The organism is Streptomyces tendae (genome assembly GCF_008632955.1).
Lineage (GTDB): Bacteria > Actinomycetota > Actinomycetes > Streptomycetales > Streptomycetaceae > Streptomyces.
The window spans coordinates 500,900-513,988 of the sequence record NZ_CP043959.1 but is presented as its reverse complement, the minus strand read 5'-3'; the positions used below and the strand labels follow the sequence as shown (position 1 = coordinate 513,988).

Here is a 13,089-nt window from a genome sequence, read left to right as displayed (position 1 = left end):
CGACAGCGAATCGACGAGTCAACATAGACGCATGTCGAAACCAGAGGTCACTGAACTCCCCGTCCTGCAGGACGGTGACGCCGTGCCGTGCTGCCCGCCGATCACCGCCGGAGAGCTGTCCCAGGCGGACGCGGAGAAGATGGCCGCCATGTTCAAGGCACTGTCGGACCCGGTGTGCCTGCGCCTGTTCTCCAAGATCGCCTCACATCCGGGCGGGGAGGCGTGCGTGTGCGACATCGCCGACGTCGGGGTGTCCCAGCCGACCGTGTCCCACCACTTGAAGAAGCCGCGCGAGGCCGGTCTGCTGAATTCCGAGCGGCGTGGTACCTGGGTATACCACCAGGTCGCCCCGTCCGTGGTGGCGGCCATGGCCACGATGCTCGATCTGCGCGCCTGACCACACCGCCCACCTCGCTGCAGCTACGGCGGCGGGCCCGGCATCCGGTCTCCGGTAGCCGTGCGAGCCGGGCCACGAGGTCCAGGCTCCGGCGGCCCAGGTGGTGACCGGCTGCGAGCCCTGCCTGGCCGCCCCCGACCACCACCACATCCGTGTACTGCGTCACGGCGCCGTCGTCACCGCGCCGGCGGCGAACTTCCTTCGCCAGGCGAGCGCGACGCGACGCGGACCGGACAGACCCGGTGCCTCCTCCACCCACAGTCCCGGGAGTCCGGGGAGCCGCAGACGACCGGTGTGACAACTCCCGGGAGGCCGGCAACCCGGCAGGCGAACCCGGTCAGCCTGGCGCGAGACGGCTGAGGTGCTCCCAGGACCGGTACAGATCCGCTTGGGCTCGGTCCATCTCCAAGACGTGATCGAAGGACTGGCTGCCGACAATCAGCCGCCGGGGAGGATCCGGCAGTGTGGCCAGCTTCATGATCACCGGGGCCGCGGTGTCCGGCTCCGGCGCGACGGCATCGCCCCACATCGCCTCCATCTCGGTGCGCAGGGGCTGATAGTGCGCCAGGGATTCGGTGTTCGTGGTGCCGGCGGTGAACAAGCCGGTGTTGTAGCCGCCCATCTGCACGATGGTGACCTTGATGCCGAACCCTTCGACCTCCATCGCAAGGGCCTCGCTCACGGAGTCCAGTGCTGCCTTGCCCGCACCGTAGTAGCCGACGGTGGCCATGCCGCCGCCGCTACCCATCGAGGTGACCTGGAGAAGCCGCCCCCCACCCTGGGCACGCAGGTAGGGAAGGACCGCCTGAGCCACCCACACGGCGCCGAAGAAGTTCACATCCATGTGTGCCCGGATCTGCTCCTCCGTGGCCTCCTCCACCATGCCGTAGAGCATCGCGCCCGCGTTGTTGACGACGACGTCCAGCCTGCCGAAGGCGGCCACCGCCCGCGCCACCGCGTCGAACACCACCCGGCGGTCGGCGACGTCCAAGGGCAGCGGGACCAGGTGGTCGGGGTACACCTTCGCCAGTTCCTCCAGGGGCCCGACGTTGCGGGCGGCGGCCACCACGCGGTCGCCGCCCGCCAGAGCGGCCTCGGTGAACGCGCGTCCCAGGCCGCGGGAGGCGCCAGTGATGAGCCAGACCCTTGTGTCCGTCATGATGCGCCGCTCCAAGTAAACAAAACGAGCCGTCTCGGTTCGTTTTGAGGGTAGGACATCGGGGCGGTCACATCAATACGGCCCGTCTCGTTTTCTTTCCCGGGTAGGCTGGACGCATGTCCAGGGAGAAAGGGCCGGACCACTCCCGGCGCAAGGAACGGTCCCGGCAGGCGATCCTCGCGGCTGCCCGAGCCCTCGTCACCGAAGAGACGTACGAGAAGGTCACGGTCGAAGCCATCGCCGCCCGCGCCGGCGTGGGCAAGCAGACGATCTATCGGCGGTGGCCGTCGAAAAGCGCGGTCGTCGTCGCCGCCCTTCTGGCCCTGAGTGAGGACGCGGACGGGCAGTCGGTCACCCTGCCCGACACCGGTGACCTCCGAGCCGACCTGGTGCTCGTCATGCGCGCCACGGTCGAGGAGTTCGCCGACCCGTCCTTCGACAAGCTGATCCGCGCTGTCAACACCGAGCTCACCAACGACCCCACACTGGCGGCCGAGTACCGCGAGAAGCTGGCCGGGCCGCTGGACGAGGCGAAGAAGGCACGCCTGCGCAGCGCCCAGAAGGCGGGCCAGCTCGCCTCCGACGCAGACCTCGACCTGGCCCTCGAAATGCTCTACGCGCCGCTCTTCCTGAGGTGGCTGCACCGCAGCGGTCCACTGACGACCGCGTACGCGGATTCGCTCGTTGACGCGACACTCCGAGCTTTCGCTCCCTGACCCGGGACGGAGGGGCGGGAGCGTCCTGGAGCAGGACGGAAGACCGTGGCTGCGGCTTCCGCGCGTGACCTGGTTGTTGACCGACCGGAACGCCCAGTCACGCCATGGGCTCCCCTCGGTGCGCTCCGGCGCGAGGTCGCGACCTGCCATCAGGTTCGGAGGCGTGTGGCAGGTCAGCGGTTGAGGACCGTCCCGATGCCGGCGGCCACGCGCTGAGCCCGGACGTCACGCCGCGGCCCTCTTGACGCGCATGGGTCGAGGCGAGGAGCGGCGTGTGCGGCACGCAAGGCTTACCGCCGGATGGGGCGGGCGCGGGCCCTTGGGGTGACGCCACCCGGCGTGCCCCGCCTCCGTCCGATGTCGTCGCGCGGCAGCTATTCCACATCCAGGCGGCCACTGCGCCTCGCCGCCGGGAAACGCGGAGTAGCGTGGGCAGTACCGAGGGCATCTCGCACACCGGCTTCCACGCCGGGTCGTCCTCGGTGAGAGACGAACCCCGGTCCGCCACAGAGGCGGCCCGGAGACGGGTCCGCGTCATGTCGGCGACCTCGCACCCCACCGCGCCACACCCCGAGCCCGTCGCAGCCCCGGCCGCGCGGGTGGCCCTGAAGAACGACGGCGCCCCCCGCGGGCTTCTGGACGGAGCCTGGTGGCCCCGTTCCCGGGACCTGGCGGGCGAACTGACGGCGCTCATGGAGGTGTTGGACCCCCTGTGGGGCCGCATCACCCGCATCGCCGTCAACCCCGAGCACTGGCCGGTCATCCCGCGCAAGATCCCCGTGGACGGGCACATCGTCAAGGCCGGCTGGTTCACCCCGGAGATCGACCCGCACAAGCTGCTGCTGCTCTCGTACGGCACCGGGCGCTGGGATCTCCTGGTCGTCCCGCCCGAGACCGGGGCGAAGTCGGCGGCCCGCCTGATGGCGGCCGCGTCCGGCCGTGACGGCCCGCATCTGACCGCGAGCGCGCTGATCGCCGCGGACGCGGCCCGGCCCGTCGTCCCCGCCACCGACCGGACACTGAACCCGGACGAGGCGTGGGAGTACGAGGGCGGCGCCTCCGGGGTGCCCGCGTCCGTACCCCGACAGGACGGTACGCCGAAGCCGCCGAGCCGGCTGGTCGCGGTGGCTGAGGTGACCGCCTTGGACGCCGTGCCGGGCCGCGCGTGGACCGAAGTATCCGAAGACAAGGACCTGCGCACCTGAATCGAGGCGTCATGACTCTTCCGCGGCTGAACATCTACCGGCACGACCGGGGCGGGAGGGCACTGGTCACCCTGGCGGGTGTGATCGACCCCGCCACCGCGCCCAAGGTGCGCACCGCTCTGGAGCGGTGTCTGCACGACGGCATCACCGTCATCGACGTCGATCTGACCACCGTCGACCGCTGTGACGGAAGCGGCCTGCGCGTGTTCCTCGACGTGTCACGGCACGCGGCGCGGAACCACGCGACCCTGCGGCTGTACCACCCCTCCGCGCAGACCGAACGACTGCTCACGGACACGGGCTTCGACCGCCTGCTCCGTGAGACGAGGCCGGGAGGGGCACGGCCTCAACGGGTGTGGCGCCGAGGGGAGCGCCACAGGGAGCGTGCTGCCAGGTAGAGCAGATCGACGAGAAGGAGCAGCACGCCGGCGGACATCAGACGAAGCGTGCCGCCGACGGTCGCGCCGATGACGATCAGAGCGATCCCGGCGACGAGCAGCATCAGGAAGAGGACCATGGCGGCCTCCCACCCGGTCACTGCCGCCGGTCTCCGCGAACCCGAGCCCGTCGACGGTCGTCGCGGATCCGTTCCTCCCGGTCCCGGCGGCGGACGAAGTCGCCCGGTCCGAGATCACCTTGCGTGAACCGCCCGACCACGAGACCGGCGACGCCCAGCGCGAGCACCAGCAGGAACGCCCAGCCATTACCGAAATACGCGGCGAATCCCAGCGCCATTCCGGCCATCAGACCCACCTCGGCCCTGCTCATCACGCGTCCCTTCCTTCACTCTGCCCGTTGCGCCCCCGCTACCGGATCCGCTGCTGCTCCTCCCCTTCGTCCTCCTCGTCAGGGAGCTTCACGTCACCGACCGTGATGTTGACTTCGACGACTTCCCTGCCCGCCATCCGTTCCACCGCGGAGATCACGCTTTCCCTCACCTCACCGGCGAGGTCCGTGATCGAGAAGCCGTACTCGACCACGATCCCCAGTTCGATGGCCGCCTGCAGTTCTCCCACCTCGACATCGACCCCGCGGGTGACGGACTTGCCGCTGCCGGCACCGGGCATCCGCTCCCTCACGGATCCCATGGAGCGGGCGAAGCCACTGCCCAGGTCATGGACACCGGGCACGTCCCGTGCCGCCATTCCTGCGATCTTCGCCACCACCACGTCGGCGACCGTCGTCCTGCCACGATCAGCGGGAGCGCCGCTGTGCCTTACACCGGTGTTCTCGGCCATCGGACATTCCTCCTCAAGAGGTCTAACTGTCCCCTGTTGGCCTAATTGTATTATTTCAGCCCAGAAAGCGCGTCAGCTGGCCGTTCAGCTCCTCCGGGCCGGCGAGGGGGAGCGAGTGGTGGGTGGCTCCGGAGAGCACCGTCACCTGAGCCTGGGGCAGGGCCCGGCGGGCCTTGTCCGCGACCTCGGCGGCGCGGTGTGCGCGGCTGTTCTCGGCGAGCAGGACAAGGACCGGCATGGCGAGTTCGGCGGTCCGGGGGCGGCGGCCGGCGATCAGCTTGCGGCCGGGGGCGGTGGTGGCCAGCGCGTAGAGGTGCTGCCAGGTCTCGTCCGGGTGGACGCCCGCCGTTTCCCAGGACAGGAACGCGCGGGCCCGGGCCTCGCTCGGACGGATCAGCGAGGGCAGCGCGCGCAGCAGGTAGCCGGGCCGGAACCCGGCGAACACCTGGGTGGGGTCCACGAGGGCGAGCCGGTCGACCCGCTGCGGCGCGCGCACCGCGTACGTGGCGGCCAGCCAGGCGCCGTAGGAGTGACCGCACAGGTGCGTGCGGGTCAGCCCCAGCCCGTCGAGCAGCGCGTCCAGCCAGGCCGTCAGGTCGTCGGCGCCCTTCAGGGGCGCGCCCCGGCGTTCGGTGCGGCCGGCGTCACCCAGCAGATCCACCGCGTACAGCCGGTGGCGGCGGCCGAGGGCCGGGGCGTTGGCGAACCAGACCAGGCCGGTGGCGGAGCCGCCCGGCAGCAGCACCAGAGGACTGCCGTCCGCCGGACCGTGGATGTGGACCCGGGTGGGCCCGTACGGGGTCTCCACGTCGCGTTCCTCGGTCGACTCGGGCCAGCGGGCGCGGAGTTGCCCGTAGGCGCGGTCGAAGGCCGAAGACGGTGCGGACTGGACGGACATGGAGATACCCCTCGCTCGGCGATAATCTCGTTCAGCGAGATAATAGGACGGTTTCGAGGGAGTGCGCATGGACGAGCGGGACCCGGCCATGGAACTGGTGCATCTGCTGCGGGCGGTGACCGTGGAATTCGACCTGCTGGGGGCCGAGTTCGCCGCGCGCCACGGTCTGCATCCCACCGATGTGCGCGCCCTGATCCACCTGCTGGACGCGGCACGGTCCGGCACCCGGGCCACGCCCGGGTGGCTCGGCGAGCAGCTGCGCCTCAACTCGGCGGGGACCACGGCGCTGGTGGACCGCCTGGAACGGCTGGAACTGGTCCGGCGCAGCAGGGACACCGTCGATCGCCGGCGCGTGCTGCTGGAGGTGGAGGAGAAGGCCACCCGGCTCGGGTGGGCCTTCTTCGGTCCGGTGATCGACGAGGTGGTGGCGGCCTCGGACGACTTCGACGCGGGCGAACTGGCCACGGTGCGCCGCTTCCTGACCTCGGTGCTGGAGTCCACCCGGGCCACCCGTACGCCCTGACGAGGGCCTGGCCGGCCGCCCCCCGTCGGGTGAGCGGTCGTGGAGCGGGTCAGGCTGGTGGTCCCGCGCAGTCCCGCGCCTCGGCCAGGTAGGACGTCACCGGGCCCAGGGTGAGCAGACCGGAGGCGGCGCCCGCGTGTTCCGGGCGGGCGGGCGCGAGGGCCGCGGCGGCCCGGGCCGCGACGGTGCGGTCGCCGAGGCGGGCCGCGGCTCGGGCGGTGAGGCACCACAGGGCTTCCTGAAGGTGGTCGGGCGGTGGTGCGGGCGCCGCGGCGAGGGCGGCGCGGGCCTCCTCGGTGCGGCCCGCGTCGAGGAGGAGCAGGGGCTCCGCCCAGGGGCGGTACGGGCCCCAGTCGAGGCGGGGGTCTGCGGGCGCGGGCCGGCCGTGCTGCAGGCGCAGACCCAGCAGGGCGAGCGGGAGCAGGCCGCGGTGCAGCCCCGGCATCCCGGCCGTTCGCAGGACCTCGTCGGCGTCCCGGTACCGCGCGGCGACCGTGGCGGCGGACGGTCCGCCCGGCTCGGTGCTGCGGGTGGCCGCGGCCCGGGCCCGGAACCAGCGGGTGAGGACGGGGACGAGGGGCGCCTCGGTGGTGGCGGCGAGCCGCTCGGCCTCCTCGGCGTGCGTGAGCGCGGCGTCCAGGTCGCCGAGGGCCGAGGCGGACTGCAGCCGTACGAGCCGGCCGAGCACGGCGAAGGCCGGCAGCCCGTGCCGGGTGGACAGGCCGAGGATCTCGGCGCCGATGCCGTCCCGTTCATCCGCGCCCCCGGGGCGGGTGAAGGACTGCAGGAACACCCCGTTGAGGGCGAACACCAGCAGGGCGGGGTCGCCCAGGTCACGGGCCTGCGCCTCGGCCCGCCGCGCCGCGTCCCGCGCGCGTTCCCGTTCCGGCCCGGACACGTCGGCGCTGCGGCTCTCGACCGCGACCGTGGCCAGGAGGCGGGCGGTCAGGTCGGCGGGACCGTCGGGACCGAGCGCGGCGAGGGTCCGCTCGGCGGCCGCGACGACCTCCCGGGACTGCGCGGGGTCGTCGGCCCGGCTCCACAGCGCGGGCACGTCGTAGGCGCCGATGATCCGCGCGGTGAGGGCGAGGTCGCCGGTGCGTTCCGCCGCCCGGACGGCGGCGAGGCGGTCGTGCCGGGCGCGGACCAGCGCGTCGCCGCCCGCCAGGGCGAGGGTGCGGGCCAGGTCCACGGTGGTGCGCGGGCCGAGCCGGACACCGGGACCGGTCCAGGTGGTGGCGGTGGCGCCGGACGGTACGACGCCGCCCAGGATGTCCGTCTCCAGGCGGCGGAGCTCGTCGCCGGGGTCGAGTCCGAGCCGGTCGGCGAGCATCGCGCGGACGCGGCGGAGGGTGTCCAGGGCGTCGGCCCGGCGGTCCGCGCGGTGCAGGGCGCGGGCGAGGAGCGTCCAGGCGGGCTCGCGCCACGGATGCGCGGCGGCATGGTCGCCCAGCTCGGCGACGAGGCCGGCGCCCTCGCCGCGGTCGAGCAGGGCGCGGGCGCGCAGTTCCACCGCCTCCGCCCGCAGCTCCTCCAGCCGTACGCGCTCGCGCTCCGCCCACGCGGCGCCGGTCACGTCGGCGTAGGCGGGTCCGCGCCAGGCCGCGAGCGCCTCGCCGAGTGCGGTCACCGCGCCGGGGGTGTGCCGGGCGCGGGCCAGGGCGTCCTCGAAGCGGTGGACGTCCACGTCCTCGCGCGGCAGGCGCAGGGCGTAGCCGGGGCCTTCGGTGACCAGGACGCGCGACGGGGTGCGGGGCGTGCGGCCGGGTTCGAGGGCCCGGCGCAGCGCGGCGACGAACGTGCGCAGGGCGCCCACGGCACGGGGCGGCGGCTCGTCGCCCCACAGGTCGTCGACGAGGGTGCCGGTGGTGACCATCCGGCCCCCGGCGGCGACGAGCCGGGCCAGGACCTCGCGGTGGCGGGGCCCGCCCAGGGCGACCGGGGCGCCGTCGTCGCCGAAGGCCCGTACGGCACCCAGCACGTCGATTCGCATGCCCCCATCCTCGCGGCCGGGACCGGTCCGGCCCAGCCGTACTGATCGGCTGCTGATCGCGGTGGCGGACGCTTCCCGGGTCAGTGCCCCACCAGGAAAGACGGCCCCGCCATGACACTCTCCCTCCCCGGCTTCGACCACGTCCGCCTGCCCGGCGCGGACGGCGTGGAACTGGCCGCCGCCGTCGGCGGCGGCGGCAGCCCGGTCGTGCTCCTGCACGGCTTCCCCCAGACGCACCTGATGTGGCGGCACGTCGCCGAGCGGCTGGCCGCCGAGCACACGGTGATCTGCCCCGACCTGCGGGGCTACGGCGCCAGCGACAAACCCGCCGCCGACACCTCCGACGTCTACGCCAAGCGCGCCATGGCGGCGGACGTCGTCGCCGTGGCGGCGGCGCTCGGTCACGACCGCTTCGCCCTCGTCGGCCACGACCGGGGTGCCCTGGTCGCCTTCCGGGCCGGTCTCGACCACCCGGACACCGTCACCCACCTGGGCATTCTCGACGTCGTACCGACGCTCGACATGTGGAACGTCCTGCACGGCGTCTCGGCGGCCGTCGGCTACCACCTCTTCCTCATGGCCCAGCCGCCCGGCCTGCCGGAGGCGATGATCGCGGGCAGCGCGGACGCGTTCTTCGGGTCGTTCCTCGACGCGTGGGCGGCCGACCCGGCGGCGCTGCCGCGGGAGGTGCGGGCCGAGTACCTGCGGGCGAGCGCGGCGGCGGTGCCGTCGATCGTCGCGGACTACCGGGCCTCGGCGGGCATCGACATCGCGCACGACCGGGCCGACCTGGACGCGGGGGCCCAGCTCGCCATGCCCGTGACGGTGGTCCAGCAGGACTGGGGCGCGCGGCTGGGTTACGACGCGGCCGAGGTGTGGCGGGCCTGGGCACCGGACCTGGACCACCGGCCGACCCGGGCGGGCCACTTCATGGCCGAGGAGGCGCCCGACGAGGTCGCGGCGGCGATCCGGGACCTGCTGGCCCGCTGAGTTCCCCGGAAAATCCCCACTGGGAATACCCCTGGGGGGTATGTTGTTGCGGCGCGTGGGGGCACACGGTCCCCGTGGCAGCACCTCGAAGGGGGATGAGGTCCATGGACCACGCCATGCACCACCCAGGGCACCACTCCGGCACGGCGCCCGGGGCCACCTGGTCGATGGCGGTGCGGGCCACGCTGCACTGCCTGCTCGGGTGTGCCCTCGGCGAGATCCTCGGCATGGTCATCGGCACGTCGCTGATGTGGGGGAACGTCCCGACGATGGTTCTGGCCATCTCCCTGGCCTTCGTCTTCGGTTACTCCTTCACCCTTTTCGCCGTGGTGCGCGCCGGGGTGTCGTTGAGGGCGGCGGTCAAGATCGCGCTGGCCGCCGACACCGTCTCCATCGCGGTGATGGAACTGGTCGACAACGCGATCATCGCGCTCACCCCGGGCGCGATGGACGCGCAGCTGTCCGAGGGGCTGTTCTGGTACGCGCTGCTCGGCGGCTTCGCCGTCGCGTTCCTGATCACCACCCCGGTCAACAAGTGGATGATCGGCCGGGGCAAGGGCCACGCGGTGGTCCACGCCCACCACTGAGCCGTCCCGCGCCCCCGCCACCGGCCGCCCGTGCCTGTCCGGGCGACCGGTGGCGCGGGCGGCCGGGGCGCACGGGCGCGTGGTGGGCACGGGCGACCGGCGGGCTCGTCGGGCTCGACGAGCCCGGCGCCCGCGTCCACCCGACGCTCGGCGGCGAACTCACCGGCGGCCACCGAGCCGGCGCCGGGCGGCCGGAGGGGCCCCGGCGGGCTCGGAGGGCCGCCCCGTACAGGTCGGCGGGACACCCCGGCACCGGTCAGTTTCCGAGAAGCGCCGGCGGCCGGTGCGCCCCTACCGTCGTCGGCATGAACTCCATCGACTCCGTCACGCTCGAAGTGGACGACCCCACGGCCGCCGCCCGCTTCCACTCCGACGCCTTCGGCCTCGACGGGGACCGGGTGCGCGTGCGCGCGTCCACCGAGCCCACCGGCGGCTTCCGCGGTTTCACCCTGTCCCTGATCACGTCCCAGCCCGGCGACGTGGACGCGCTGCACCGGGCCGCCCTCGACGCGGGCGCCACCCAGCTGAAGCCCGCCGAGAAGTCCCTGTGGGGCTACGGGGGCGTCGTCCAGGCCCCCGACGGCACGGTCTGGCAGCTCGCGACGTCGTCGAAGAAGAACACCGGCCCCGTCACCCGGACGGTCGACGAGATCGTGCTGCTGATCGGCGTCGAGGACGTGAAGGCGACCAAGCAGTTCTACGTCGGGCGCGGCCTCACCGTCGGCAAGAGCTTCGGCGGCCGGTACGTCGAGTTCGCCTCCGACCCGGGCACCGTCAAGCTGTCGCTGTACAAGCGCCGGGCGCTGGCGAAGGTGGCGGGGGTGTCCGCCGACGGCACCGGCTCCCACCGCGTCGTCCTGAGCAGCCCCGTCGGCCCGTTCACCGACCCGGACGGCTTCGTCTGGGAGGCGCCCGGTCAGTAGCCGAGGGGGGAGAGGCCGTCAGTGGCCGAAGACCTGGGTCCAGGTCCAGTCGCTGCTGACCACGCCGACGCCCAGACCGGTCAGCGAGCAGTTCAGGATGTTGGCGCGGTGACCGGGCGAGTTCATCCGGGCTTCCATGACGCTCGCCGCGGAGCCCTGGCCCCGGGCGATGTTCTCCGCACCCGGACTCGGATGTCCCTGCGCCCGGGCGCGGTCCGCGAACGTGCTGCCGTCACGCCCGGTGTGGGAGAAGTAACCCCCGCGGCTCGGGTCGCCGCCCCGTCCCCCGCCGGGTCCAGTGCTCGCTGCCACGCTCGTCCACGCTCCTTCTCGGTCCCGGGCAGTCCGCCCGTCATGACAGGAGAGCCACCGCCCGGGTCCGGATAACGGAAAGTCCGGAGGTCAGTCCAGGACGTGCCGGAGGTAGGCGGCCGGGTCGGCGAGGTAGCGCCGCCAGTGGTCGACCAGGGCGAGGTCCTGCCAGGCGGTGTGCCGCAGTCCGTGGTCGCCGACCTCGACGATGTCCGCGCCGGGGAGGGCGGTCAGCAGCGGGGAGTGGGTGGCGCACACGACCTGCGCGCCGGCCCGGGTCAACTGGTCGATGTGGCCGAGGAGTTCCAGGCAGGAGGAGAAGGACAGGGCGGCCTCGGGCTCGTCCAGGACGTACAGCCCGGGCCGCAGGAACTTGTCGCGGAACGCCGCGAGGAAGCCCTCGCCGTGGCTGCGCTCGCCGGGGGCGAGCCCTTCCCGGTCGAGGGCGTCCAGGGCGGTCTCGGCGCGCAGGAAGAAGCCCTGGCGGGCGGACCAGGAGGCGAGCATCCGGCGGCCACGGGGGGCCGCGTCGAACCGGATGTGCTCGCCGAGCACCGACTTGGCGCGGTGGCTCGCGTAACGCCACTCGTGGGAGCCGCCCCACGGGTCCAGGCCGAAGCCCTCGGCGAGCGCCTCGACCAGGGTCGACTTGCCGGAGCCGTTCTCACCGACGACGAAGGTCACCGGCGCGGTGAAGCGCAGGCCGCCGTCGAGGAGCGCGCGGACGCAGGGCACCGACCACGGCCACTCCCCCGCGTCGTACGCGCCCACATGTGCGTACGCACGTTCGATGATCACGGGTCGAGTGTGTCACGCCCTCCCCGCGCGGGCAGCCCCGCAGCTCACTTCGTCCCCACCGTCCGCAGCACCGTCAGCACGAGGGTCCGCGCGGCCTCCACCACCTCCCGCACGCTCACGTGCTCCCGCTCGCTGTGGGCCACCGCGATGTCGCCCGGACCGTACTGCAGGGCCGGTATCCCGGCACCGGCGTAGTGCCTGAGGTCGCTGCCGTACGTCGCCCCGCGCCGCCGGGGCGCCGGGCCGCCCGTCGCGTCGGTGTGCGCGGCGGCGACCACGCCGGCGAGGGGGTGTCCCTGCGGCAGCATACCGCTCGCGAACTGCCCGCCCGGCCAGGTCACCGTGGCCGGGTGCCCGCGCAGCCAGGGGTCGGCGGCGCACGCCTCGGCCACGCACCGCTCCAGCGCGGCCCGCGCCCGCGCCGGGTCCTCACCGAGCCGCACGCCCAGTCTGCCCTCGGCGACCAGCAGGTCGGGCACGCTGCTGGCCCAGTCCCCGGCCCGCAGCGTGCCCACCGACAGGCCGTACGGGATCGGGTACTCGGCGAGCAGCGGGTCCGGGTCCCGGTTCCGCTCGGCCTCCAGCGCGGCCAGCGCCCCGTGCAGCGGCAGGTAGGCGTCCACGGCACTCACCCCCTGCTCCCGGGAGCTGCCGTGCGCGGCCTTCCCGGGCACGCGGATCCGGAACGTCAGCGCGCCCGCGTTGGCGGTGATCAGGGTGCCGGCGGTGGGTTCGGCGATGACGCAGGCGTCACCGCCGTGGCCCCGCCGCAGCGTGCCGAACGCGCCGAGGCCGCCGTCCTCCTCGCCGACGACGAAGTGCGCGGCGACCCGGCCGCGCAGCCGGATCCCCGCCGCCCGTATCGCGGCGAGCGCGGCGAGGTGCGCCGCGAGCCCGGCCTTCATGTCGCACGCCCCGCGCCCGTGCACCACATCCCCCGTCACCCGTGGGACGAACGGGTCCCCGTCCCACGCGGCCAGATCCCCCGGCGGTACGACGTCGACGTGCCCCTGGAGGATCAGCGTGGGCCCGTCGCCCCCGTCGGGCGTGGTGCCGACCAGCCCCCAGGCCTCCTCGCGCGGGGCCTCCGTGCCGGGGAACTCCGGGTCGGCGCGCAGCGCGGGCAGGTCCATCGACCACAGGTCGACGTCCATCCCCAGCCACTCCAGCCGCCCGGCGAGCTGATGCTGCAGCTCGGACTCGGCGGCGCTCCCCGTGACGCTCGGTACGGAGATCAGTTCCTTCAGTGTCCGCGCTGTGGCCGCCTCGTCGACCGCCGCCAGTGCCGCGGCCTCGTCGTCCGTGAGCATGCGTCCCTCCCCTTCCTCCCCCGGGGACGACACGGCACCG

Annotated in this window: 17 protein-coding genes; 8 read left to right on the top strand and 9 right to left on the bottom strand. The window is 73.5% G+C overall.

Features of this window, described 5'->3' with window-relative positions:
• Positions 1–31: 31 nt before the first annotated feature.
• Positions 32–397: an ArsR/SmtB family transcription factor gene (locus F3L20_RS02465; protein WP_150151757.1), complete on the top strand. Its 366-nt coding sequence runs from the start codon at positions 32–34 to the stop codon at positions 395–397.
• Between the two features lie 337 nt (positions 398–734).
• On the opposite strand, the gene F3L20_RS02460 is transcribed toward F3L20_RS02465, so the two are convergent.
• On the bottom strand, positions 735–1,556 hold the full coding sequence (locus F3L20_RS02460) for an SDR family NAD(P)-dependent oxidoreductase (RefSeq protein ID WP_150151754.1): 822 nt from the start codon (positions 1,554–1,556) through the stop codon (positions 735–737).
• Positions 1,557–1,672: 116 nt separating this feature from the next.
• Here F3L20_RS02460 and F3L20_RS02455 point away from each other — a divergent pair, with 116 nt between their 5' ends.
• The 3 genes from F3L20_RS02455 to F3L20_RS02445 all read left to right on the top strand — a co-directional run bounded on the left by F3L20_RS02455 (position 1,673) and on the right by F3L20_RS02445 (position 3,875).
• Positions 1,673–2,272 carry a TetR/AcrR family transcriptional regulator gene (locus tag F3L20_RS02455; protein ID WP_150151751.1) on the top strand — a complete coding sequence of 200 codons (600 nt, stop codon included), beginning with the start codon at positions 1,673–1,675 and terminating at the stop codon, positions 2,270–2,272.
• 428 nt (positions 2,273–2,700) lie between these two features.
• A complete protein-coding gene (locus tag F3L20_RS02450) occupies positions 2,701–3,477 on the top strand; it encodes a DUF5994 family protein (protein ID WP_346768056.1) in 777 nt (258 codons plus the stop codon).
• Positions 3,478–3,488: 11 nt separating this feature from the next.
• Positions 3,489–3,875, top strand: coding sequence for an STAS domain-containing protein (locus tag F3L20_RS02445; protein ID WP_150151748.1), 387 nt, complete (start codon positions 3,489–3,491; stop codon positions 3,873–3,875).
• Here the strand turns inward: F3L20_RS02445 and F3L20_RS02440 are convergent.
• The 4 genes from F3L20_RS02440 to F3L20_RS02425 are packed head-to-tail and all read right to left on the bottom strand — an operon-like array spanning position 3,824 to position 5,613.
• Positions 3,824–4,015, bottom strand: coding sequence for a hypothetical protein (locus F3L20_RS02440; RefSeq protein ID WP_150151745.1), 192 nt, complete (start codon positions 4,013–4,015; stop codon positions 3,824–3,826). The two genes, F3L20_RS02445 and F3L20_RS02440, sit on opposite strands and share 52 nt — an antisense overlap.
• Positions 4,012–4,245, bottom strand: a complete 234-nt coding sequence (locus F3L20_RS02435; protein WP_150151743.1) for a hypothetical protein — start codon at positions 4,243–4,245, stop codon at positions 4,012–4,014. The genes F3L20_RS02440 and F3L20_RS02435 overlap by 4 nt, the downstream gene beginning before the upstream one ends.
• Positions 4,246–4,283: 38 nt before the next feature.
• Positions 4,284–4,715 carry an Asp23/Gls24 family envelope stress response protein gene (locus F3L20_RS02430; RefSeq protein WP_150151740.1) on the bottom strand — a complete coding sequence of 144 codons (432 nt, stop codon included), beginning with the start codon at positions 4,713–4,715 and terminating at the stop codon, positions 4,284–4,286.
• A gap of 55 nt (positions 4,716–4,770) precedes the next feature.
• Positions 4,771–5,613 (bottom strand): alpha/beta fold hydrolase, encoded by an 843-nt coding sequence (locus F3L20_RS02425; protein WP_150151737.1) that lies wholly within the window; start codon positions 5,611–5,613, stop codon positions 4,771–4,773.
• Positions 5,614–5,680: 67 nt separating this feature from the next.
• Here F3L20_RS02425 and F3L20_RS02420 point away from each other — a divergent pair, with 67 nt between their 5' ends.
• A complete protein-coding gene (locus F3L20_RS02420) occupies positions 5,681–6,136 on the top strand; it encodes a MarR family winged helix-turn-helix transcriptional regulator (protein WP_150151734.1) in 456 nt (151 codons plus the stop codon).
• A 49-nt stretch (positions 6,137–6,185) separates the two neighbouring features.
• Here the strand turns inward: F3L20_RS02420 and F3L20_RS02415 are convergent, their stop codons facing one another.
• Positions 6,186–8,129, bottom strand: a complete 1,944-nt coding sequence (locus F3L20_RS02415; protein WP_150151731.1) for an AfsR/SARP family transcriptional regulator — start codon at positions 8,127–8,129, stop codon at positions 6,186–6,188.
• Between the two features lie 111 nt (positions 8,130–8,240).
• On the opposite strand from F3L20_RS02415, the gene F3L20_RS02410 reads away from it, so the two are divergent.
• The 3 genes from F3L20_RS02410 to F3L20_RS02400 all read left to right on the top strand — a co-directional run bounded on the left by F3L20_RS02410 (position 8,241) and on the right by F3L20_RS02400 (position 10,629).
• Complete coding sequence (locus F3L20_RS02410) at positions 8,241–9,119, top strand: alpha/beta fold hydrolase (protein ID WP_150151728.1); 879 nt, start codon at positions 8,241–8,243, stop codon at positions 9,117–9,119.
• Positions 9,120–9,223: 104 nt separating this feature from the next.
• Positions 9,224–9,706: a DUF4396 domain-containing protein gene (locus F3L20_RS02405; protein WP_150151725.1), complete on the top strand. Its 483-nt coding sequence runs from the start codon at positions 9,224–9,226 to the stop codon at positions 9,704–9,706.
• 305 nt (positions 9,707–10,011) lie between these two features.
• Complete coding sequence (locus tag F3L20_RS02400; protein ID WP_150151722.1) at positions 10,012–10,629, top strand: VOC family protein; 618 nt, start codon at positions 10,012–10,014, stop codon at positions 10,627–10,629.
• 18 nt (positions 10,630–10,647) lie between these two features.
• Here F3L20_RS02400 and F3L20_RS02395 read toward each other — a convergent pair whose 3' ends face one another.
• From F3L20_RS02395 to F3L20_RS02385, 3 genes are all read right to left on the bottom strand, one after another.
• On the bottom strand, positions 10,648–10,941 hold the full coding sequence (locus tag F3L20_RS02395; RefSeq protein WP_150151719.1) for a CAP domain-containing protein: 294 nt from the start codon (positions 10,939–10,941) through the stop codon (positions 10,648–10,650).
• 90 nt (positions 10,942–11,031) lie between these two features.
• Positions 11,032–11,739 carry an AAA family ATPase gene (locus F3L20_RS02390; RefSeq protein ID WP_150151716.1) on the bottom strand — a complete coding sequence of 236 codons (708 nt, stop codon included), beginning with the start codon at positions 11,737–11,739 and terminating at the stop codon, positions 11,032–11,034.
• Between the two features lie 44 nt (positions 11,740–11,783).
• Positions 11,784–13,049, bottom strand: a complete 1,266-nt coding sequence (locus F3L20_RS02385; RefSeq protein ID WP_150151713.1) for an ArgE/DapE family deacylase — start codon at positions 13,047–13,049, stop codon at positions 11,784–11,786.
• Positions 13,050–13,089 lie beyond the last annotated feature (40 nt).

What these genes read in the sequence shown, in the direction of transcription:
- F3L20_RS02445 (WP_150151748.1), top strand. Translation starts at nt 3,489, where the DNA reads ATGACTCTTCCGCGGCTGAACATCTACCGGCACGACCGGGGCGGGAGG.
- F3L20_RS02420 (WP_150151734.1), top strand. Translation starts at nt 5,681, where the DNA reads ATGGACGAGCGGGACCCGGCCATGGAACTGGTGCATCTGCTGCGGGCG.
- F3L20_RS02415 (WP_150151731.1), bottom strand. Translation starts at nt 8,129, where the DNA reads ATGCGAATCGACGTGCTGGGTGCCGTACGGGCCTTCGGCGACGACGGC.
- F3L20_RS02430 (WP_150151740.1), bottom strand. Translation starts at nt 4,715, where the DNA reads ATGGCCGAGAACACCGGTGTAAGGCACAGCGGCGCTCCCGCTGATCGT.
- F3L20_RS02435 (WP_150151743.1), bottom strand. Translation starts at nt 4,245, where the DNA reads ATGAGCAGGGCCGAGGTGGGTCTGATGGCCGGAATGGCGCTGGGATTC.
- F3L20_RS02385 (WP_150151713.1), bottom strand. Translation starts at nt 13,049, where the DNA reads ATGCTCACGGACGACGAGGCCGCGGCACTGGCGGCGGTCGACGAGGCG.
- F3L20_RS02405 (WP_150151725.1), top strand. Translation starts at nt 9,224, where the DNA reads ATGGACCACGCCATGCACCACCCAGGGCACCACTCCGGCACGGCGCCC.
- F3L20_RS02455 (WP_150151751.1), top strand. Translation starts at nt 1,673, where the DNA reads ATGTCCAGGGAGAAAGGGCCGGACCACTCCCGGCGCAAGGAACGGTCC.
- F3L20_RS02425 (WP_150151737.1), bottom strand. Translation starts at nt 5,613, where the DNA reads ATGTCCGTCCAGTCCGCACCGTCTTCGGCCTTCGACCGCGCCTACGGG.
- F3L20_RS02400 (WP_150151722.1), top strand. Translation starts at nt 10,012, where the DNA reads ATGAACTCCATCGACTCCGTCACGCTCGAAGTGGACGACCCCACGGCC.
- F3L20_RS02465 (WP_150151757.1), top strand. Translation starts at nt 32, where the DNA reads ATGTCGAAACCAGAGGTCACTGAACTCCCCGTCCTGCAGGACGGTGAC.
- F3L20_RS02410 (WP_150151728.1), top strand. Translation starts at nt 8,241, where the DNA reads ATGACACTCTCCCTCCCCGGCTTCGACCACGTCCGCCTGCCCGGCGCG.
- F3L20_RS02460 (WP_150151754.1), bottom strand. Translation starts at nt 1,556, where the DNA reads ATGACGGACACAAGGGTCTGGCTCATCACTGGCGCCTCCCGCGGCCTG.